This window comes from Streptomyces atratus, assembly GCF_040655115.1.
Lineage (GTDB): Bacteria > Actinomycetota > Actinomycetes > Streptomycetales > Streptomycetaceae > Streptomyces > Streptomyces atratus_D.
The window spans coordinates 156,342-175,681 of record NZ_JBFAJH010000006.1 but is presented as its reverse complement, the minus strand read 5'-3'; the positions used below and the strand labels follow the sequence as shown (position 1 = coordinate 175,681).

General features: G+C 71.9%; 20 protein-coding genes. 8 read left to right on the top strand and 12 right to left on the bottom strand.

All coding sequences use genetic code 11. The features are described 5' to 3' along the window. Positions 1-414: 414 nt before the first annotated feature. Entirely contained in the window at positions 415-1,149 is a 735-nt protein-coding gene (locus AB0I23_RS10400) for a VIT1/CCC1 transporter family protein (RefSeq protein ID WP_359108705.1), read from the bottom strand. Between the two features lie 261 nt (positions 1,150-1,410). Between AB0I23_RS10400 and AB0I23_RS10395 the strand changes: the two genes are divergently transcribed. Genes AB0I23_RS10395 through AB0I23_RS10365 form a run of 7 tightly spaced genes read left to right on the top strand, consistent with a single transcriptional unit; the run spans position 1,411 to position 9,302 of the window. Further along, a complete protein-coding gene (locus tag AB0I23_RS10395) occupies positions 1,411-2,643 on the top strand; it encodes an ADP-ribosylglycohydrolase family protein (RefSeq protein ID WP_436846916.1) in 1,233 nt (410 codons plus the stop codon). Beyond that, a complete protein-coding gene (locus AB0I23_RS10390; protein WP_359108702.1) occupies positions 2,640-3,905 on the top strand; it encodes an ADP-ribosylglycohydrolase family protein in 1,266 nt (421 codons plus the stop codon). Before AB0I23_RS10395 ends, AB0I23_RS10390 begins: the two co-directional genes overlap by 4 nt. Continuing rightward, the gene (locus AB0I23_RS10385; protein WP_359108700.1) at positions 3,841-5,034 is read left to right on the top strand and encodes an ADP-ribosylglycohydrolase family protein; all 1,194 of its coding nucleotides are present in this window, start codon (positions 3,841-3,843) and stop codon (positions 5,032-5,034) included. Before AB0I23_RS10390 ends, AB0I23_RS10385 begins: the two co-directional genes overlap by 65 nt. Beyond that, positions 5,031-6,407 (top strand): ADP-ribosylglycohydrolase family protein, encoded by a 1,377-nt coding sequence (locus AB0I23_RS10380; RefSeq protein ID WP_359108698.1) that lies wholly within the window; start codon positions 5,031-5,033, stop codon positions 6,405-6,407. The genes AB0I23_RS10385 and AB0I23_RS10380 overlap by 4 nt, the downstream gene beginning before the upstream one ends. Next, on the top strand, positions 6,404-7,288 hold the full coding sequence (gene rbsK / locus AB0I23_RS10375; RefSeq protein ID WP_359108696.1) for a ribokinase: 885 nt from the start codon (positions 6,404-6,406) through the stop codon (positions 7,286-7,288). The genes AB0I23_RS10380 and rbsK overlap by 4 nt, the downstream gene beginning before the upstream one ends. Next, complete coding sequence (locus tag AB0I23_RS10370) at positions 7,285-8,484, top strand: CaiB/BaiF CoA transferase family protein (RefSeq protein WP_359108694.1); 1,200 nt, start codon at positions 7,285-7,287, stop codon at positions 8,482-8,484. Before rbsK ends, AB0I23_RS10370 begins: the two co-directional genes overlap by 4 nt. Next, positions 8,481-9,302: an HpcH/HpaI aldolase/citrate lyase family protein gene (locus AB0I23_RS10365; protein ID WP_359108692.1), complete on the top strand. Its 822-nt coding sequence runs from the start codon at positions 8,481-8,483 to the stop codon at positions 9,300-9,302. Before AB0I23_RS10370 ends, AB0I23_RS10365 begins: the two co-directional genes overlap by 4 nt. 131 nt (positions 9,303-9,433) lie before the next feature. Here the strand turns inward: AB0I23_RS10365 and lgt are convergent, their stop codons facing one another. The 11 genes from lgt to hisI form a co-directional block, all read right to left on the bottom strand. After that, complete coding sequence (lgt, locus tag AB0I23_RS10360; protein WP_359108690.1) at positions 9,434-10,462, bottom strand: prolipoprotein diacylglyceryl transferase; 1,029 nt, start codon at positions 10,460-10,462, stop codon at positions 9,434-9,436. Between the two features lie 122 nt (positions 10,463-10,584). Next, a complete protein-coding gene (locus AB0I23_RS10355) occupies positions 10,585-11,412 on the bottom strand; it encodes a thioredoxin domain-containing protein (RefSeq protein WP_359108688.1) in 828 nt (275 codons plus the stop codon). 76 nt (positions 11,413-11,488) lie between these two features. Then, positions 11,489-12,301, bottom strand: a complete 813-nt coding sequence (trpA, locus tag AB0I23_RS10350; protein WP_359108686.1) for a tryptophan synthase subunit alpha — start codon at positions 12,299-12,301, stop codon at positions 11,489-11,491. Beyond that, the gene (trpB, locus tag AB0I23_RS10345) at positions 12,298-13,584 is read right to left on the bottom strand and encodes a tryptophan synthase subunit beta (RefSeq protein ID WP_359108684.1); all 1,287 of its coding nucleotides are present in this window, start codon (positions 13,582-13,584) and stop codon (positions 12,298-12,300) included. Before trpB ends, trpA begins: the two co-directional genes overlap by 4 nt. 139 nt (positions 13,585-13,723) lie before the next feature. Then, positions 13,724-13,891, bottom strand: coding sequence for a tryptophan biosynthesis modulator TrpM (gene trpM / locus AB0I23_RS10340; RefSeq protein ID WP_208857629.1), 168 nt, complete (start codon positions 13,889-13,891; stop codon positions 13,724-13,726). A 59-nt stretch (positions 13,892-13,950) separates the two neighbouring features. Beyond that, positions 13,951-14,760 carry an indole-3-glycerol phosphate synthase TrpC gene (gene trpC / locus AB0I23_RS10335; protein ID WP_359108682.1) on the bottom strand — a complete coding sequence of 270 codons (810 nt, stop codon included), beginning with the start codon at positions 14,758-14,760 and terminating at the stop codon, positions 13,951-13,953. A 115-nt stretch (positions 14,761-14,875) separates the two neighbouring features. Then, positions 14,876-15,391 carry a DUF2752 domain-containing protein gene (locus tag AB0I23_RS10330; RefSeq protein WP_436846915.1) on the bottom strand — a complete coding sequence of 172 codons (516 nt, stop codon included), beginning with the start codon at positions 15,389-15,391 and terminating at the stop codon, positions 14,876-14,878. Positions 15,392-15,467: 76 nt separating this feature from the next. After that, on the bottom strand, positions 15,468-15,719 hold the full coding sequence (locus AB0I23_RS10325; RefSeq protein ID WP_359108680.1) for an HGxxPAAW family protein: 252 nt from the start codon (positions 15,717-15,719) through the stop codon (positions 15,468-15,470). A 187-nt stretch (positions 15,720-15,906) separates the two neighbouring features. Continuing rightward, positions 15,907-16,560 carry a TIGR02234 family membrane protein gene (locus AB0I23_RS10320; protein WP_359108679.1) on the bottom strand — a complete coding sequence of 218 codons (654 nt, stop codon included), beginning with the start codon at positions 16,558-16,560 and terminating at the stop codon, positions 15,907-15,909. A gap of 176 nt (positions 16,561-16,736) precedes the next feature. After that, positions 16,737-18,224, bottom strand: coding sequence for an anthranilate synthase component I (locus AB0I23_RS10315; protein ID WP_359108677.1), 1,488 nt, complete (start codon positions 18,222-18,224; stop codon positions 16,737-16,739). Between the two features lie 11 nt (positions 18,225-18,235). After that, complete coding sequence (hisI, locus tag AB0I23_RS10310; RefSeq protein WP_356325457.1) at positions 18,236-18,616, bottom strand: phosphoribosyl-AMP cyclohydrolase; 381 nt, start codon at positions 18,614-18,616, stop codon at positions 18,236-18,238. A gap of 85 nt (positions 18,617-18,701) precedes the next feature. Here hisI and AB0I23_RS10305 point away from each other — a divergent pair, with 85 nt between their 5' ends. Further along, a complete protein-coding gene (locus AB0I23_RS10305) occupies positions 18,702-19,334 on the top strand; it encodes a TIGR03085 family metal-binding protein (protein ID WP_359108675.1) in 633 nt (210 codons plus the stop codon). Positions 19,335-19,340 lie beyond the last annotated feature (6 nt).

Below are 19,340 nucleotides of genomic sequence, written 5' to 3'. Positions count from 1 at the left end.
AGAGCAGGCGTCGTTGCCTGCGGTGTCTACGGCTCATGCCCGGCGGAAAAGGAATCGAAACCGCCGAGTAACGGCTACTTATGTGCAGCCCTGCATACAGACTCATTTTACGTACGCGGAAGGGTTCCGCCCAGAGGCGACAGCCAAGACGTACGTCACACGGATGGCGCCCAGGTTACGGGCATGATGCCCGCACACGTCCCGGACCGTCCACACGGAATGCCGGACAGGCGCCACCATCGAGCCCGTCCGGCTTTCAAGAACACATCGAGGACAGAACAGCGAACGCGGGCCCGGTCGCGCTCCCGCGTCGCCGCCAGGCCTTCCGCGCGGATGGGGCCGGACCTCGAGAGCCCGGCATGATCCACACGAGAGGCCCTCGGGGCTGTCCCGCCATCCCCGACGGGACAGCCCTCAGCTGCCGACGGCCACGCCGAACACCGTGCCCAGCCCATACGTGATCGCCGCGGCCGCACCACCGAGCACCAGCTGCCGCAGCCCGCTGAACCACCAGCTGCGCGCCGTCACCCTGGCCACCACCGCGCCGCAGCCGAAGAGCCCGACGAGCGCCAGCAGCACCGCGGGCCACAGGGCATGCGCTCCGAGCAGATACGGCAGTACGGGCAGCAGCGCACCCAGCGCGAACGCACCGAACGACGACACGGCGGCGACGAGCGGCGACGGCAGGTCGGCCGGGTCGATACCGAGCTCCTCGCGGGCGTGTATCTCCAGGGCCTGCTCCGGATCACGGGACAGCTGCCGGGCGACCTCGCGGGCGAGTCCGGGCTCGACACCGCGGGACTCGTACAGCGCGGCGAGCTCTTCCATCTCGTCCATCGGGTGCTTACGCAATTCGCGCCGCTCGACGTCGAGTTCGGCCTCGACAAGCTCTCGTTGCGAAGCGACGGAGGTGTACTCGCCGGCCGCCATGGAGAACGCGCCGGCGGCCAGACCCGCCAGACCGGTGATCACGAGCGTCTGCTGGGACACCGAGCCGCCCGCGACGCCGGTCATCAGCGCGAGGTTGGAGACGAGTCCGTCCATCGCGCCGAAGACCGCCGGGCGCAACCAGCCGCCGTTCACATCACGGTGGGTGTGGTTGTCGCGATGCGCCTCATGCAGGACGGCGTCGGTCTCGATGATGGACACAGCTCTCCCCTTCTCCGGCAGCGGGATTCACTCGCTCCGCCCCCTCAACAGCATCGAAAGTACGCACGAAAAGAGCCCCCCGCCAGCAAGCCAGGCCGTACTTACCTGGTCACTGACCAGGTAAGTACGGCCTGGCTCAGGAGTGGGTTCCCGTCATCCGACTGGCCCTTTTGTCACGATAATCGGCCTTTGTCGAGTCCCCGCGTGGCACAGATCGGACAGGTACGAGAACTGGCTCGGTACGAGCGAAGGGTCGACGCGATGGAGTCGATTGCGGGTAATCCGGCAGAGCGGCGGACGGGCCGTACGGGCGCGGGCGGAACAGACGCGGGCGGTGCGGGTGGTCCGGGTGGTGCGGCGGACGCCGTGCGGTACGACGCGGACGCGCCCGGCACGGGCCGTGCAGCCCATGCGGACCACACCCACCACGCCGAGCGCCTCGACCGGGCCGACCGGGCCCGCGGCGCGCTGCTGGGTCTCGCCGTGGGTGACGCCCTGGGCGCGCCGGCGGAGAACCTGCGGCCGTCCGAGATCCGCCGCCGCTGGGGCCGGATCGAGGGCTTCGTCAGCGACGACCCGGCAGGCACCGACGACACCGAGTACGCGATCTTCTCCGGGCTGCTGCTCGCCCGGCACGGTTCGGCGCTGACCGTCACCCATGTCGAGCGGGCCTGGCACCTGTGGATCGCCGACCTGGACGAGGGACCGTTCCGCGGCGCCGGGTTCAGCGAGCGCGGCACGCTGGAGAACCTGCGCCGGGGTCTCGCCGCTCCGATCTCCGCCCAGCACCGACACGCCTGGAGCGACGGACTCGCGATGCGGGCGGCGCCGTTCGGCGTCTTCGCGGCGGGCCGGCCCGCGGAGGCCGCGCGCCTGGTCGCGGTGGACGGCCGGGTCAGCCACGACGGGGAGGGCATCTACGGCGGCCAGGCGGTGGCGGCCGGAGTGGCCGCGGCGATGGTCGGTGCGGGGGTCGCGTCCGTGATCGCGGCCGCGCTGTCCGTCGTACCGATGGACTCCTGGACGGCGCGTTCGCTGCGCCGCGCGGTGGCGGCCGCCCAGCGCACGTATCCCGATCGCCTCACCATGGAGCGGGCCGTGCGCTCGGCGGTGGTGGTCGGCGGCTATCCATGGACGGACCTGGCACCGGAGGCAGTCGGCCTGGCGTTCGGCGCTTTCGCGGCGGCGCGCGGCGATTTCCGTACGGCGGTACTGACCGCGGTCAACATGGGCCGCGACGCGGACACGACGGCGGCCGTGGCGGGGGCACTGGCCGGGGCGTTGCACGGGGTGTCCGCGATCCCGCGGAACTGGGGCGAGGCGATCGGACCGGTCCGGGGCAGCTGTCTGCCGTCGATGCGGGGCTACCACGTCCTGGACATCGCGGAGCTGCTCACACCGGACGAGGCGGACTTGACGGACCGGATGGACGAGGCCGGCGAGCCGGCCGGGGCAGTCGGCGGCGCGGACGAACAGACAGTGGTGGCGTCATGACCACCGCACGCGGCACGCGCCGCGCCGGCGACCCCGTCTCCCTCCGCACCCCGCCCGTGCCGGGGCGCCGCGCCCGGATCGAGGGACTGCTCCTCGGGCTCGCCTCGGGGGACGCCGCGGGGTGGCCCGCCGCGCGCCACCGGGCGGCCCGGATGCCGGAGTGGACCCGGCGTCTCACCCGGGAGCTCGACACCTTCGCCGAGCAGAACGCCACCACCACCCTGCCCGTGCCGATCGCCCTCAACCAGCCGCCCGAGCCGCTGCGGCTCGGGCCGTCGGACGATGCCGAATGGGCCGCGTTCGCCGCCGGAACCGTGCTCGCCTCCCAGGTGGGGTCACTGCACCGCCTCCCCCCGGAGCGCCGGATGCAGGCCGCCATCGACCTCTCCTGGAACGCGCTGGCCGCCGAGGTCGCCGCGGCTGCCGCGCAGGCGCCGGAGGTCGAGTCGGCGGTCCTCCCCCTGCGCGCCCGGATCTCGGTCCGGGCCGGGCTCGGCAATCTCGCCGCCGGACTGCGGCCGCCCGCCACCGGCCACGACAATCCGCACTACTTCGACGACGCGGCCTGTGTTCGGGCCGCCGTGCTGGCGGTCGTCCACCCGGGCGAGCCCGGATCTGCCGCCGAACTCGCCGAGTTCGATGCCCGATACACCCAGGACGGCGACGGCGTGCACGGTGCCCGTGCGATGGCCTCCGCGATCGCCGAGGCGCTGGGCGGGGCCGATGTCGACACCGCGGTGAACGCCGCACTCGCCCAGCTCCCCGACGGTACCGAGATCGCCCGCAACGCCGCCCACGCCGTCCGGATCGCCCGGGACTTCGTCGGCGAGGCGGCGGGTGCTTTCGCGCTCGTGCCGGTGCTGGAGCATCAGATCGTCGATCATGTGTACAGCTACGGGATCGCCGCCGCCGAGACCGTGCCGGTCGCGCTCGCCCTCGCCACCGCCGCCCGCGGCGAGATCGCCCAGGCCATTCCGGCGGCGGCCTGCCTGTCGCGGGTCGCGGACTCGGCGCCCGCCCTGGCCGGTGCGCTGACCGGCGCGCTCGGCGGTATCGCCACCGTCCCGGACGGCTGGCGCGAGGCCTGCCGCACCCTCGCCGGGTGTGCGCTGCCCCGGCTCGCGGGCACGGATCTGATGGAACTCGCCGGGCTGCTGACAGACACGGAACCAACCCCTCCGGGTGGACAATTCCGGCATGACGCCCATGAAGCTCATGACGCCCACAGAGGGCAAACCACCCATCGCGCTCACCCTCGATGAACGGATCACCGGCGCCCTCGTCGGCGCCGCCGTCGGCGACGCGCTCGGCGGCCCGGTCGAGGGCCGGTCCGCCGAGCAGATCGTCGAACGCCACGGCGGCCGGGTCACCGGCATCGTCGGGCCGTGGGACGGCGACCACTGGCGCACCGCCCGCCCCATCGCCCCGTACTACAAGGGCGACGGGCACGTCACCGACGACACCTTGATGACCCATGCGCTGGTACGGGTGTACGGCGCCGTACGGGACCACCTCGACGCGTACTCCGTGGCCGACCACCTCGTACCGGAGCTGATCGCGAACCCTCGCTGGATTCCGGAACTGCAGGCCGAGGCACTGCCACTGCAACGGATCTTCCTCGCCGAGAAGTGGATCGTCGCCCGGCTCCACTACGGCCATGTCGATCCGCGCGAGGCGGGCTCCGGGAACATCGTGAACTGCGGGGCGGCGATGTACATGGCGCCGGTCGGCCTGGTCAACGCCGCGCATCCGCAGGCCGCGTACGCCGAGGCGCTGGACGTCGCGGGCGCCCATCAGTCGTCGTACGGGAGAGAGGCGGCCGGGGTCTTCGCGGCGGCCGTCGCCGCCGCCTGCGTCCCGGACGCGACGCCCGCCACCGTCGTCGACACCTGCCTGTCGCTCGCCAAGGACGGAACCCGGGGCGCCATCGAGGCTGTGTGCGACGTGGCCGTCCGGCACCAGGACGTCGAGACGGCGCGGGAACCGCTGCGTGCCGCGGTGGCCCCCTTCGACACCGTCGGACCCGACTACCGCGCCCCGTCCCTCGGCGCCCGCCGACCGTCCCGGCTGCACGCCGTCGAGGAGCTCCCGATCGCCCTCGGGATGCTGCTCGTCGCGGACGGCGACTACCGGCACGCGGTACTCGGATCGGTGAACTACGGTCGCGACTGCGACTCCATCGCCACGATGAGCGGCGCGCTCGCGGGCGCGCTGCACGGCGAAGCGGCGATCCCCGCCGCCTGGGTGCAAACGGTCGCGGAGGCCAGCCGCCTCGATCTGCACGCACCGGCGCGGACGCTGACGGACGTCGCCCGCGAGGTGTTCGTACGGGACACCGCACGGCGGCGTGCGCACGAGGCGGCGTTCGCGACGCTGGCGGGCACGCCATGACCGTGCGGGTCACCTGGGTGCAGCCCGAGGACCTGATCGGGCACGAGCTGCGCCAGGCGGCCGAGGACGGCCGGGACGCGCGGCACATCGAACGCCGGTGGTACGCGGCGGGCGGCGCACCCGCCCCGGAACGCGCGGGCGCGTCGAAGCAACCCGCGCCACCCGCCCTGCGCGCGCTCGCCGAACGCCTGCTCGACGAACTCGACGGGCTCACCTCGCCGTTGAATGTCGACGAGCCGACGGATCTGGCCGCGATCCGGGCCGCCTGCCCGAACTGGCCGGTGCCCCGCACGGACCCTCCACCGGCCGGTACGGCCCCGCTGGAGGCGGCGTGGCTGGGGCGCGCGGCCGGCTGCCTGCTCGGCAAACCTGTCGAGAAGCTGCCCCTCGCGGGGATCCGTGCGCTGGCCCGGGCCACCGGTAACTGGCCGCTCACCACGTGGTTCACCGCGAAGGGCCTGTCCGCCGAACTGGCTGCCGCCCACCCCTGGAACCGCCGTTCCGCACCCACCTCGCTCGCCGAGAACATCGACGGGATGCCGGAGGACGACGACCTCAACTTCCCGCTCCTGACCGTGCTGCTGATCCAGCGGTACGGGCCGTCCTTCCGTACCGCCGATCTCGCCCGGCTCTGGCTCGACGAACTCCCCGCGGGCCGTACCTTCACCGCCGAGCGGGTCGCCTACCGCAATCTGCTCGACGGCATCGAACCGCCGGACACCGCCCGGCACCGCAACCCGTTCCGGGAATGGATCGGCGCCCGGATCCGCGCCGACGTGCACGGCTGGACCCACCCCGGCGACCCGGCGGCCGCCGCCGAACAGGCATACCGGGACGCGATCCTCACGCACACCGGCAACGGTGTGTACGGGGCGATGTTCACCGCCGCGGCGCTCGCCGAGGCGGGCGGCGGCGACGCCGATGTGCACGGCTGTCTGGCGGCCGGTCTGCACGTCGTGCCGCCCCGCTCGCGGTTCGCGCACGCGGTCCGCACCGGTATCGACGCGGCCCGCGGCGAGGAGGACTTCGACGAGGTCGTCGACCGGCTGCACGCCGAGTTCGGCACGTACCACTGGGTCCATGTACTGCCCAACGCCGCGCTGCTCGCCGCCGCCCTCACCCATGCCGACGGCGACTTCTCCGGCTCCATCTGCCGTGCGGTGGCGGGTGGTTGGGACACCGACTCGAACGGTGCGACCGCCGGTTCGCTGACCGGCCTGCTGGCCGGCCGGCCCGGGGCGCTGCCCGACCGGTGGACCACCCCGCTGGGGAACCGGCTTGCCACATCCGTTCCAGGATTCGACTCCATCGGCTTCGACGCACTCGCCGAAATGACCTACCGGCTCATCCACGAGGAGGCACGCCGCCCATGACCGGCATCGCGGTGCTCGGCAGCACCAATATGGACCTTGTCGCATACGTCGCACGGGCTCCGCAGCTCGGAGAGACCGTCACCGGACGGGAGTTCCGCACCGTCCCCGGCGGCAAGGGCGCGAACCAGGCCGTCGCCGCCGCCCGCGCGGGCGGCGACGTGATGATGATCGGCGCGGTCGGTGACGACGCGTACGGGGCGCAACTGCGGGCAGGACTGGAACACGCGGGCGTGGACACCGATCTGCTGCACACCGCCGAGGGCCCCAGCGGCACCGCGCACATCGTCGTCGACGACGCGGGCGGCAACGCGATCGTGGTGATCCCCGGCGCCAACGGCACCGTCACCTCCCTCGGCCCCGGCGAAATGGCCGCCATCGCGGGCGCCGACCTGCTGCTCCTGCAACTGGAACTGCCCCTGTCCACGGTGCTGGAAGGGGCGCGAGTCGCCCGTGCTCAGGGTGTACGGACAATTCTCACCCCCTCCCCCGTGCAACCCCTGCCGGACCAACTCCTCGACGCCATCGACCTGTTGATTCCCAATGAGCACGAGGCCGCCGCGCTCTCCGGGCACTTTGAACCCCACGCGGCGGCGGAGATCCTGCTCCGGCAGGTTCCCGAGGTCGTCATCACGCTCGGCGCGAAGGGCTGCCTGTACGCGTCCCGGGACACCGAGAAGGTCCACTTCCCCGCCCCCGAGGTCACCGCCGTGGACACCACCGGCGCCGGGGACACCTTCGTCGGCACGCTCGCCGTGGCGCTCGGCGAGGGGCGTTCCGTTCCGGAGGCGCTGGCCTGGGCGTCGTCGGCCGCCGCACTCTGTGTGCAGAAGCCTGGCGCCTCGACCTCCATGCCGTACCGCAGCGAGATCGACGCCGCATGACCGCGCCCGGGGAAGCCCCCCTCACCGGTCTGCGGGTCCTCGACCTCGCCACGCTCTTCGCGGGCCCCCTCGCGGCCACCATGCTCGGCGACTTCGGCGCCGAGGTGATCAAGGTCGAGCATCCACGCAGGCCCGATCCGTCGCGCGGGCACGGCCCGGCGAAGGACGGCATCGGTCTGTGGTGGAAGCTGCTCGGCCGCAACAAACGCAATCTGACCCTCGACCTCTCCGCTCCCGGCGGGCGCGACGTCCTGCTGCGGCTGGCCGCGTCCACCGACGTGATCATCGAGAACTTCCGGCCGGGGACACTGGAGCGGTGGGGCATGGGCTGGGAGGAGCTGCACGCCGTCAACCCGCGGCTGGTGCTGACCCGGGTCACCGGCTTCGGCCAGTTCGGCCCGTACGCGCACCGCCCCGGTTTCGGCACACTCGCCGAGGCGATGAGCGGGTTCGCCGCGATCACCGGGGAGCCGGACGGGCCGCCGACCCTGCCGCCCTTCGGACTCGCCGACTCGATCGCGGCGCTCGCCAGCGCGTACGCCGTGATGGCGGCGCTGGCCGGGCGGGACCGCACCGGGGAGGGGCAGGTCGTCGACATGGCGATCATCGAGCCGATCCTGACCGTGCTGGGCCCGCAGCCGCTCTGGTACGACCAGCTCGGATACGTCCAGGAACGCACTGGCAACCGCTCGCGCAACAACGCGCCACGCAATACGTACCGCACGTCCGACGGTCAGTGGGTCGCCGTGTCCACGTCCGCCCAGTCGATCGCCGAACGGGTGATGCGTCTGGTCGACCGTGCGGAACTGGTCGACGAGCCGTGGTTCGCGTCCGGCGCCACCCGCGCCGACCACTGCGACGAGCTCGACGAGGCGGTCGGCAACTGGATCGCCCGGCACACCCGTGACGACACGATCTCCGCGTTCGAGAAGGCAGAGGCCGCCATCGCGCCGATCCATGACATCCGGGACGTGATGGAGGACCCGCAGTACCGGGCCCTGGACTCCATCACCGAGGTCCCCGACCCGGAGCTGGGCCCGCTGCGTATGCAGAACGTCCTCTTCCGGCTGTCCGGGACCCCGGGTGCGATCCGCTGGGCAGGCCGGCCGCACGGCGCGGACACCGACGAGATCCTCACCGGGCTCGGTCTGACGGATCCGGAGATCGCCGCGCTGCGGGCGGGGAGCGTGCTGTGACGGCGGCGGCAGCGGTCCCTCTGACCTGGCTGTATGTCCCCGGGGACCGGCCGGACGTGGTGCGCAAGGCGCGCGATTCGGGCGCGGACGTGGTGATCGTCGACCTGGAGGACGCGGTTGCGCCGGACCGCAAGGCGTACGCGCGGTCAGCCACCGCCGAGCTCCTCGCCGAATGGGGCGCCGGCACGGACGGTGTGCCGGTGCATGTCCGGGTCCACAGCGAAACCGACATCCTGGCCCTGGCCGGGCTGCCCGGCCTCGCCGGACTGCGGCTGCCGAAGATCACGCATGCCGCGACCGTCCATCACATCGCGGCTCTGGCCCCCGGCGTCGCACTCTGTCCGCTGCTGGAGTCGGCGCTCGGCATCGAGCACGCGTACACGATCGCGGCATCCCACCCCCAGGTCCGCTCCATCGCCATCGGCGAGGTGGATCTCCGGGCCGATCTGGGCGTGCGGGAGGACACGGGCCTGGACTGGTCGCGCAGCCGGGTGGTGGTCGCCGCCCGCGCGGCGGGGCTCGCCCCGCCGACCCAGTCGGTGTTCCCGGACGTCCTGGACCTGGACGGGCTGTGGCAGTCCTGCGTGCACGGGAGGACGCTGGGGTTCGTCGGCCGGGCGGCGATCCACCCCCGGCAGCTACCGGTCATCGAACGGGCGTTCCGGCCGACTGCGGAGGAGATCGAGGCGGCGCAGGAGATCGTGGCGGCGGCGCTGACGGACGCGGGTGCGCTGGCACTGCCGGACGGCCGCTTCGTGGACGCGGCGGTGGTGGCCTCGGCCCGCCGGACGCTGGCGCTGGCGGAACGGGTGGGGTGACGTCGGAAGATCCGGCCCCTCCGGCGCTTGAGGAGCGGGGTCCGGGCGCGGAGACCCCGGTGAGGAAACAGCGAAGGGCCCCGAACCTTTTTGTCTTTTTGGTTCGGGGCCCTTCGTACAGATGGGTGGCGTCAGGCGTTCTTCGCTGCCTCCGCGGTGCCGTTCTTCTCCGGCACATCCGCGTCGGGCGCCTCCGCGTCGGGCACATCCGCGTCGGGCGCCTCCGCGTCGGGCGCCTCCGCGTCGGGCGCCTCCGCATGAGGCGCCTCCGCGTCGCCGGCACGGTCCGCTTCACCGGCGGCATCCGCGCCCGGCGCCGCGTCCTCGGCGCTCTCGGCCTCCTCGGCCGCTCCCGGCTCGACGACCTCCTCGCGCCCCGGCCGTACCTTCGCCGAGATCACGATGTACGTCACCGCCAGCACGAACATGATGAGCGCGGTCCACACATTCAGGCGCAGGCCCAGGATGTGGTGCGCCTCGTCGACCCGCATGTACTCGATCCAGGCGCGACCCGTGCAGTACGCCGCGACGTACAGCGCGAACGCCCGCCCGTGTCCGAGCTTGAAGCGGCGGTCGGCCCAGATCACCAGCAGGGCGACGCCCACGCACCACAGCGACTCGTACAGGAACGTCGGGTGGTACGTGCCGGCGACCCGGTTGGGACCTTCGCTGATCTTCAGTGCCCACGGCAGATCCGTCGGCTTGCCGTACAGCTCCTGGTTGAACCAGTTGCCCCAGCGGCCGAACGCCTGGGCGATGGCGATGCCGGGGGCGAGCGCGTCGGCCCAGGCGGGCAGCGGGATCCCTCGACGGCGGCAGCCGATCCAGGCGCCGACCGCGCCGAGCGCGATCGCGCCCCAGATACCGAGGCCTCCCTGCCAGATCTTGAAGGCGTCGACCCAGTTCTCACCGTCACTGAAGTACAGCTGGTAGTCGGTGATGACGTGGTAGAGCCGACCGCCGACGAGACCGAAGGGCACGGCCCAGACGGCGATGTCGGCCACCGTGCCGGCTCTGCCGCCCCGGGCGATCCAGCGCTTGTTGCCGAACCAGACGGCGACAAACACACCGATGATGATGCAGAACGCGTAGCCGCGAAGCGGGATCGGGCCGAGATTGATCACGCCGGTCGACGGGCTGGGAATGTAGGCAAGGTCCATGACAGGGTCGACGCTACCCTGCCGGGCGGGAGGTGCGGCAACCCGCCCGACAACTTCTGGGTAACGAGCCGGTCATCGATTCCCCACACCGGCCGACCCGGAGCCCACGTCCGCGGGGTTCCTCAGGAAGCGGACGGCGACGGGGTGACCTTCGCCGGCTGCTTGCCCTTGTTCGCCTCGGCGACCCACTTCTTCAGGTTCGCCACGCTGATCGGTTCGTTCCCCTTCTTCGGGAAGATCGATTCGCCGTTGAGGAGCGCGGTCGGCGTGCCCGTGAATCCACCGTTCTGGAACGCGGTGTTGGACTTCTGGACCCAGGTGTTGTGCGTGCCGTCCTCCACGCAACCGCGGAAGGCCGGCGTGTCGAGACCCTCGACCTTGCCCGCCAGCTCGATCAGCTTGCTGCTCTTGCCGAAGGCGTCGTCGGTCTCCGGCGGCTGACTGCGGTAGAGGACGTCGTGGTACGCGGAGAACTTCCCGACGTCCTGTGCGCAGGCGGCCGCATTGGCCGCGTCCAGCGATCCGGTGCCACCGAGGTTGCCGTCGATGAGCGTGGCCAGGTGGTACTGGACCTTGATCTGTCCGGTGTTTTCGAGCTCGTGGATCGTGTCCCGGAGCGCATTCTCGAACTGGGCACAGACCGGGCAGCGGAAGTCCTCCCAGACCGTGAGCGTGGACGGGGCGTCGTCCGCACCCACCTGGATGATCAGGCTGTCCTTGCCGGTCGCTCCCGACGGTGCGACGGCGGGCCCCGACCCGCTCGCCTTGTTGCCCTTGCCCCCCGAATTCGCGGCAATCACGCCGATGACGGCGGCCAGCCCCAGCACTCCCACCACGGCGGCCGAGACGATCAGCGTGCGCCGACGGCGCTCGCGCGCCTTCTCCTGCTCGCGCTGCTGGACGAGCCGGTCGCGCGCGGCCCTTTTTCCCTCTTCGTTCTTCTCGCTCACACCCGCAGCAACGAACCGGGGAGGCACGTGCGTGCCTCCCCGGCCCCAGGTCCACCCGTATGGATGACACCCGATGTCAGCGCTTTCGAACGCCTTCGGCCAATTCGCCCGCCAATGAGCGGACTGCGGCGAGACCGGACGCCTCGTCGGCGGCGTCCAGGATCCGCTTGACGAAGGCGGAGCCGACGATCACGCCGTCCGCGAAGACGGCGACCTCGGCGGCCTGCCGGGCGTTGGAGACGCCGAGACCGACGCAGACCGGGAGCTCGGTCGTGGCGCGGGTGCGCCGGACCAGGTCCTGGGCCTGCTCGCCGACCGATTCGCGGGTGCCGGTGACCCCCATCAGCGAGGCCGCGTAGACGAAGCCGGAGCCGGCCGCGGTGATGGTGGCGAGGCGCTCGTCCTTGCTGCTCGGCGCGACGACGAAGACGGTCGCGAGACCGTGCTTCTCGGCGTGCTCGCGCCACATCGAGGACTCCTGGACCGGCAGGTCGGGCAGGATGCACCCGGCGCCGCCCGCCTCGGCGAGCTCGGCGGTGAACCGCTCGATGCCGTACCGGTCGATGGGGTTCCAGTACGTCATCACGAGGATCGGGGCGCCGGTCGCCTCGTACGCCTCGCGGACCGTACGCATCACGTCGGCGATCTTCACGCCACCACGCAATGCGATGTCGTCGGCGGTCTGGATGACCGGTCCGTCGAGCACGGGGTCGCTGTGCGGCAGGCCCACCTCGACGACATCGGCGCCACCGGCGACGACCGCCTTGACGGCCTCGATGCCGCCGTCGACGGTCGGGAACCCTGCCGGCAGGTAGGCGATGAGCGCGGCACGGCCCTCCGCCTTGGCGGCGGCGAGGGCGGCGCTCAACAGCTCGATGTTGCCACTCACTTGGCGTCCCCCTCGATCTCGGCGTCGCTGTTCCCCGCGTCCGCCTCGACGGTCGTGTCCGCGTCGTACAGCCCGAAGTAGCGGGCCGCCGTGTCCATGTCCTTGTCGCCGCGGCCGGACAGATTGACCACGAGCAGTCCGTCCTTGCCGAGCTCCTTGCCGACCTCCAGGGCTCCGGCCAGCGCGTGGGCGCTCTCGATGGCCGGGATGATCCCTTCGCTGCGGGAGAGCAGCAGCAGCGCCTGCATGGCGTCGTCGTCGGTGACCGCGCGGTACTCGCCGCGGCCGATGTCCTTGAGGTACGCGTGCTCCGGGCCGATGCCCGGGTAGTCCAGACCGGCCGAGATGGAATACGGCTCGGTGATCTGGCCCTCGTCGTCCTGGAGGACGTAACTGCGCGAGCCGTGCAGGATGCCGGGCTCGCCCGCGGTCAGGGTCGCCGCGTGTTCGCCCGTCTCCACGCCGTGTCCTGCGGGCTCGCAGCCGATCAGCCGGACGTGCGCGTCCGGGATGAAGGCATGGAACAGGCCGATGGCGTTGGAGCCGCCGCCGACACAGGCGATCGCGGCGTCCGGCAGCCGGCCGGTCCGCTCCAGGATCTGCCGGCGGGCCTCGACGCCGATGACACGGTGGAAGTCGCGGACCATCACCGGGAAGGGATGCGGGCCGGCGACCGTACCGAAGAGGTAGTGGGTGCGGTCCACATTGGCGACCCAGTCGCGGAACGCCTCGTTGATGGCGTCCTTGAGCGTGCGGGAGCCGGACTTCACGGCGACGACCTCGGCGCCGAGCATCCGCATCCGCGCCACGTTCAGCGCCTGCCGCTCGGTGTCGATCTCACCCATGTAGATGGTGCATTCGAGGCCGAAGAGGGCGCAGGCGGTCGCGGTGGCGACGCCGTGCTGACCGGCGCCGGTCTCGGCGATGACCCGGGTCTTGCCCATGCGCTTGGTGAGCAGCGCCTGGCCCAGCACATTGTTGATCTTGTGCGAGCCGGTGTGGTTCAGGTCCTCGCGCTTGAGGAAGATCCGGGCGCCGCCCGCGTGCTCGGCAAAGCGTGGGACCTCGGTCAGCGCACTGGGCCGGCCGGTGTAATTCACCATGAGCTCATTGAGCTCGGCGGCGAAGGCCGGGTCGGCCTTGGCCTTGTCGTACTCGACGGCGACCTCGTCCACGGCGGCGACGAGCGCCTCCGGGATGAACTTGCCGCCGAACGCGCCGAAGTAGCCCTCGGCGCTGGGGATCAGACCCTCGGGGTCCGGAATGAAGAAGTCAGATGACATCCGACGTGCTCCTCGTCATGGCAACGGGTGGGTTCACCGTATGCGCCGTCAACGGAGCTCCGCCGCGACCGGGGGCGGTCGGACGGTTCGGTCGTACGTACGAGAGGGGTGGTGATGCGGGTACGTCGGCCGGGGCTCGCTACAGCGCGATCCCCGTGCGCCATCGCATGCCGTTGACCTGGCCGGGCTCGTCGCCGATCACGTACCGCACCCGCCGTCCGTGCACGCGGCGCGCGGGGGCGCGGCAGCCACGGGGGCGACAGCCGCGTGCCAGCGGCGCGTGCGGGTCCCGGGCAGCCGTCACCATGGCCAGGCGCAGGCGCGGCCGGGTGCGGGCCACGGGACGGTCGGCGGACATGGGGCGGATCAGCTCCGTCCGTGCCGCAGGGCCGGGTGGGCCCCCGCGGCGACCAGGTCGGCGACGGCGGCCCGCGGGTCACGGCCGGTGACCAGGGACTCGCCGACGAGTACGGCGTCCGCGCCGGCGTTGGCGTAGGCGATGAGGTCGTGCGGGCCGCGGACGCCGGACTCGGCGACCTTGACGATGCCCGCCGGGATCTCGGGGGCGACTCGCTCGAAGGTGGAGCGGTCGACCTTGAGGTCCTTCAGGTTGCGCGCGTTGACGCCGATGATCTTCGCTCCGGCGTCGACGGCGCGCTCCGCCTCCTCCTCGTCGTGCGCCTCGACCAGCGGCGTGAGGCCGATGGACTCGGCGCGCTCGATCAGGGAGACGAGAGCCTCCTGGTCGAGGGCGGCGACGATCAGCAGGGCGAGGTCGGCGCCGTAGGCACGGGCCTCCCAGAGCTGGTAGGAGGTGACGATGAAGTCCTTGCGCAGGATCGGGATGTCGACCTTGGCGCGGACGGCTTCCAGGTCGGCGAGCGAACCGCCGAAGCGGCGCTCCTCCGTGAGGACGGAGATGACGGACGCGCCACCGGCCTCGTAGTCCGCGGCGAGCGCGGCCGGGTCGGCGATCGCGGCCAGGGCCCCCTTGGAGGGGCTGGAGCGCTTGACCTCGCAGATGACGGTCACGCCCTCACCGCGCAGGGCGGCGACTCCGTCCTTGGCCGCCGGAGCTCGCGCCGCGCGTTCCTTGAGCTCGTCGAGGCTGACACGCGCCTGCCGCTCTGCGAGGTCGGCGCGGACGCCGTCGATGATCTCGTCGAGCACACTCACGCGAGCGGCCCCCTTCCGGGACGGTGATGAGGGAACAGGATCAGTCATCTCGATGGTATCCGCAGGAAGGCCGAGGGCCCGCATCCGGCCGCCGAATGTTCCACGAGCTGGGCATTCACGGCGCCAGCGCTGATCCGAACGGCAGGTTCCGGACAACGGTGAAAATCAGCAGCACGGCGCCGATCCCCCACCAGTAGGCCGGTGCGAGGTTGATTCGTACGGGCATGCCCCTGCTCGCGCGAACCATCCAGACCACCCAGACGGCGGCGAAGATCGCGTAGCCGACGACGGCGAGGGCATTGGAGCCGAAGGCGGCTGCGATATCGCCGTGGGCGACGGCGTGGGCACTGCGCAGACCACCGCAGCCGGGGCAGAACAGGCCGGTGACCTGCAGCATCGGGCAGACCGGGTAGTGGCCGGGCTGGTTGGGGTCGACGGCGCCGACGTAGCCGAACGCCGCGATGACGGCCGCCATGACCGCCACCGGGGTGGCGAGCCGCCGGAAGGGGGATGCGGGCACGGGCGCCGGCGGGAAGGCCGGCGCGGGTTGACCGGGCACCGGGAGGAAGACCGGCGTGGGCTGTCGGCCGGGCGGGCCCGGTGCGGCTGCGGGAGAAGGCGAGGCGTCCACCCGGTGATTGTCCCCGCTCACGCGGAAAGGCGCAGCCCCGGCCGGGCCGCGCCTTTCACGATGGTGCCGACCGGGGTCAGGCGGACGTCTGGGCCTGCCCGGCTCGCGCCCGGGCGGCGGCCATCTCGGCCGACTCCTTCGGCATGCCGAGACCGGCGGCCTTCATCGCGAGACCGACGATTCCGCCGATGAGGATGACCGCGATACCGGCCCAGAAGCCGAGCGGGTTGGCCGCGACCATGAAGACGCCTGCGACGCAGAAGCCGATGAACGAGATGATGACACCGGTCCAGGCGGCCGGGGTGTGTCCGTGGCTGCTGCCCGCCATGAGTTGCTCCTCGTTGGTGTTGCGCTGTGGGTATCGCTGTATCGCTGTACGCAAAGCTGGTGGCGCTGTGCTGCCGCTGTGCAGAAAGCTCTCCGCCATTGTCCCGTACGGACGGGTGCGACGTGAGCTGGGGGTCGTACTCGGGGCGTGTCCCCCCGGTCACGCCCAGGTCGCGCCGGGATGTCTCTCAGTGCGTCGGGTCCTCGCCGCGGTCCAGGGCCTTCCACAGGTCCTCGGGCCGGTCCGGGTCGGGGGCGGTTCGGGGGGCCTTGCGGGGACGCGGGGTGCCGTCGCGTTCGTACCGCCCCGACATGGTCGGCCAGAGCTTCCCGTACCGCAGGGCGAGCAGCCCGGCGACGAGGATCAGCAGTCCGCCGGCGGCGGTGACGTACGGCCAGGCGGTGTGGCTGAGGGCGTCGATGGTGGCGGAGGTGTTGCCGGTGGTCTGCGCCGCCTTCTCGTCGAGGGCCGCGCTGTCGGAGGCGCCGAGGTAGGCGCTCAGTCCGGCACCGAGGCCGCAGAGGGCGAGCAGCCCGGCGACGAGCAGTCGGCCGGCGTTGCGGACGGCGAAGACGGCTACGAGGGCGGCCAGACCGACGAGGGCGAGAGCCGCCGGGAGCCCGGTGACGTCCTGGCCGTCGGCGGTCAGTGGCAGGGAGCCGCCACCGACGGCGGCCTTGCCCTCGGCCCAGGTCTGGCCGGAGGCGAGGAGGACGACGGCGGCGCCGACCGCCCCGAGGAGCAGGCCGGCGGCCAGACTGCGGCGGCTTCCCGTGGCGTCGGGCGCGGTGGCGGCTCGGGCGCGGGGCTGGGGTACGGGGACAGCACTCACGTACCCCACTATCCCTTACGGGTTCAGCCCGAGCGGCACATGGGGGGTGGGTGAAGGAGCGGAGTCCGGTGCGTTCAGCTGCGAGGCGGAGGAGGGAGGCAACGCGGAGCGTTGGTGACCGACGACAACGCCACAGATGTGCGCACCAGGGCACGCGACGCCGCCCCCCATGTGCCGCTCGGGCTTCACCGTTCGTGGAGGCGGTTGGCCGTATGCACGGCGCGCAGGACCGCGGCGGCCTTGTTGCGGCATTCGGTGTCCTCGGCGACCGGGTCCGAGTCGGCGACGATTCCCGCTCCGGCCTGGACGTACGCGGTGCCGTCGCGCAGCAGCGCCGTACGGATCGCGATCGCGGTGTCGGAGTCCCCGGCGAAGTCGAGGTAGCCGACGCAGCCGCCGTACAGTCCTCGGCGGGTGGGTTCGAGCTCCTCGATGATCTGCATGGCCCGCGGCTTGGGGGCGCCGGAGAGAGTCCCGGCCGGGAAGCATGCGGTCAGGACGTCGAAGGCGGTACGGCCTTCGGCGACGCGGCCGGTGACCGTGGAGACGATGTGCATCACGTGCGAGTACCGCTCGATCGACATGAAGTCGACGACCTCGACGCTGCCGGGCACGCAGACCCGTCCCAGGTCGTTGCGGCCGAGGTCGACGAGCATCAGGTGCTCGGCGCGTTCCTTCGGATCGGCGAGGAGCTCGTCGGCGAGGGCCTGGTCCTCCTGCGGGGTGGCGCCGCGGGGCCGGGTCCCGGCGATCGGGTGGACCATCGCGTGCCCGTCCTCGACCTTGACGAGGGCTTCGGGGCTGGAGCCCGCGACGTCGAAGCCGTCGAACCGGAAGAGGTACATGTACGGCGACGGGTTGGTCGCGCGCAACACCCGGTAGACGTCCAACGCGCTTGCCGTGCACGGGGTTTCGAATCGCTGGGACGGGACGACCTGGAACGCCTCGCCGGCCCTGATGCGCTCCTTCACGTCAACGACGGCGCCCTGGAAGGCCTGGCCGCCCCAGAGTGCGGTGTACGGCGGGAGTTCGGACGGCGGAAGGGCCGCGGGGGCGCTCTCGACCGGGCGTGAGAGGTCCGCCTCCATGGCGTCGAGACGGGCGACGGCGTCGGCGTACGCCTCGTCGACCCCGGTCTCCAGGTCGTTGTGGTTGATCGCGTTGGCGATCAGCAGAACGCTGCCGTCCCAGTGGTCGAGGACGGCGAGGTCCGAGGTGAGGAGCATCGTCAGCTCGGGGAGCCGCAGGTCGTCGCCTCCGTGCTCGCCGATCCGCTCCAGTCGGCGCACGATGTCGTAACCGAGGTAGCCGACCATGCCACCGGTGAACGGCGGCATGCCGGAGTGCAGGTCGCGCGGGGTGTGCAGGGCCTCGACGGTGGCGCGCAGGGCGTCCAGCGGGTCCCCGTCGACGGGGACGCCGACGGGCGGAATGCCGAGCCAGTGCGCCTGCCCGTCGCGGACGGTGAGGGTGGCGGCGCTGCGGACGCCGATGAAGGAGTAGCGGGACCAGGTGCGGCCGTTCTCCGCGGATTCGAGGAGGAACGTGCCGGTGCGCTCGCCCGCGAGCTTGCGGTAGAGCGCGACCGGGGTGTCGCTGTCCGCCAGGAGCCGGCGGCTGACGGGGATGACACGCCGGTCGGCGGCCAGCCTGCGGAAGGTCTCGAGATCCATGGCGGCTGACCCTACTGTCCGAGGGGGAGTACGTCGGCGTCGAAGCAGGTCCGGTCGCCGGTGTGACAGGCGGCCCCCGTCTGGTCGACCTTGACGAGGACGGTGTCCGCGTCGCAGTCGAGGGCGACGGACTTGACCACCTGGATGTGGCCGGAGGTGTCGCCCTTGACCCAGTACTCCTGGCGGCTGCGCGACCAGTAGGTGCAGCGGCCGGTGGTCAGGGTGCGGTGCAGGGCCTCGTCGTCCATCCAGCCGAGCATCAGCACCTCGCCGGTGTCGTACTGCTGGGCGATGGCCGGGACCAGTCCGTCGGCGCCGCGCTTGAGGCGGGCGGCGATGGCGGGGTCCAGGCTGCTGGCGGGTGGGGTGCTGGGCGCGGGCGTGCTGGTCATGGGCCCCATTGTGCCGTGGTCGCGAGGGCGGTTCCGTGAGGCGTCCACTGGGCGGACTGCGGGACACGGTCGTACGCTGGCGGGCATGTCGACCCATGCGAAGCGCGAACGACTTCTGCTTGCCGACCTGTTGGAGGCGGCCGGCCCCGAAGCCGCCACTCTGTGCCAAGGCTGGACGGCCCGGGACCTGGCGGCCCACGTCGTGGTGCGCGAGCGCCGACCGGACGCGGCGGCCGGGATACTGCTGAGCCCGCTGAAGAACCGGCTCGAACGGGTGCAGGCCGAGTTCACCGAGAAGCCGTACGAGGAACTCATCCAGCTGATCCGTACGGGGCCGCCCCGGATGTCGCCGTTCGGCCTGAAGCAGGTGGACGAGGCGGCCAACACGGTGGAGTTCTACATCCACACGGAGGACGTGCGCCGGGCGCAGCCCGACTGGTCGCAGCGGGAGCTGGACCCGGTCTTCGCCGATGTGCTCTGGTCGCGCATGGAGAAGGCGGCGCGGCTGATGGGGCGCAAGGCGCCGGTGGGTCTTGTGCTGCGCCGCCCGGACGGGCAGACGGCGGTGGCGCACAAGGGCACTCCGGTGGTGACGGTCACCGGCGAACCCGGCGAACTGCTTCTGTTCGCGTCCGGGCGGCAGGACGCGGCCCGGGTGGAGGTAGACGGCGACAAGGAGGCGGTGGCCCGGCTGCGGACGGCGGAGCTGGGGATGTAGGGCGTA

Excerpts from the sequence above, each read along its gene's own strand:
- rbsK (WP_359108696.1), top strand. The coding sequence starts at position 6,404 with ATGACCGGCATCGCGGTGCTCGGCAGCACCAATATGGACCTTGTCGCA.
- hisI (WP_356325457.1), bottom strand. The coding sequence starts at position 18,616 with ATGACCAGCACGCCCGCGCCCAGCACCCCACCCGCCAGCAGCCTGGAC.
- AB0I23_RS10305 (WP_359108675.1), top strand. The coding sequence starts at position 18,702 with ATGTCGACCCATGCGAAGCGCGAACGACTTCTGCTTGCCGACCTGTTG.
- AB0I23_RS10385 (WP_359108700.1), top strand. The coding sequence starts at position 3,841 with ATGACGCCCATGAAGCTCATGACGCCCACAGAGGGCAAACCACCCATC.
- trpM (WP_208857629.1), bottom strand. The coding sequence starts at position 13,891 with ATGGTGACGGCTGCCCGGGACCCGCACGCGCCGCTGGCACGCGGCTGT.
- AB0I23_RS10380 (WP_359108698.1), top strand. The coding sequence starts at position 5,031 with ATGACCGTGCGGGTCACCTGGGTGCAGCCCGAGGACCTGATCGGGCAC.
- AB0I23_RS10315 (WP_359108677.1), bottom strand. The coding sequence starts at position 18,224 with ATGGATCTCGAGACCTTCCGCAGGCTGGCCGCCGACCGGCGTGTCATC.
- lgt (WP_359108690.1), bottom strand. The coding sequence starts at position 10,462 with ATGGACCTTGCCTACATTCCCAGCCCGTCGACCGGCGTGATCAATCTC.
- AB0I23_RS10390 (WP_359108702.1), top strand. The coding sequence starts at position 2,640 with ATGACCACCGCACGCGGCACGCGCCGCGCCGGCGACCCCGTCTCCCTC.
- AB0I23_RS10370 (WP_359108694.1), top strand. The coding sequence starts at position 7,285 with ATGACCGCGCCCGGGGAAGCCCCCCTCACCGGTCTGCGGGTCCTCGAC.
- AB0I23_RS10395 (WP_436846916.1), top strand. The coding sequence starts at position 1,411 with ATGGAGTCGATTGCGGGTAATCCGGCAGAGCGGCGGACGGGCCGTACG.
- AB0I23_RS10325 (WP_359108680.1), bottom strand. The coding sequence starts at position 15,719 with ATGGCGGGCAGCAGCCACGGACACACCCCGGCCGCCTGGACCGGTGTC.
- trpB (WP_359108684.1), bottom strand. The coding sequence starts at position 13,584 with ATGTCATCTGACTTCTTCATTCCGGACCCCGAGGGTCTGATCCCCAGC.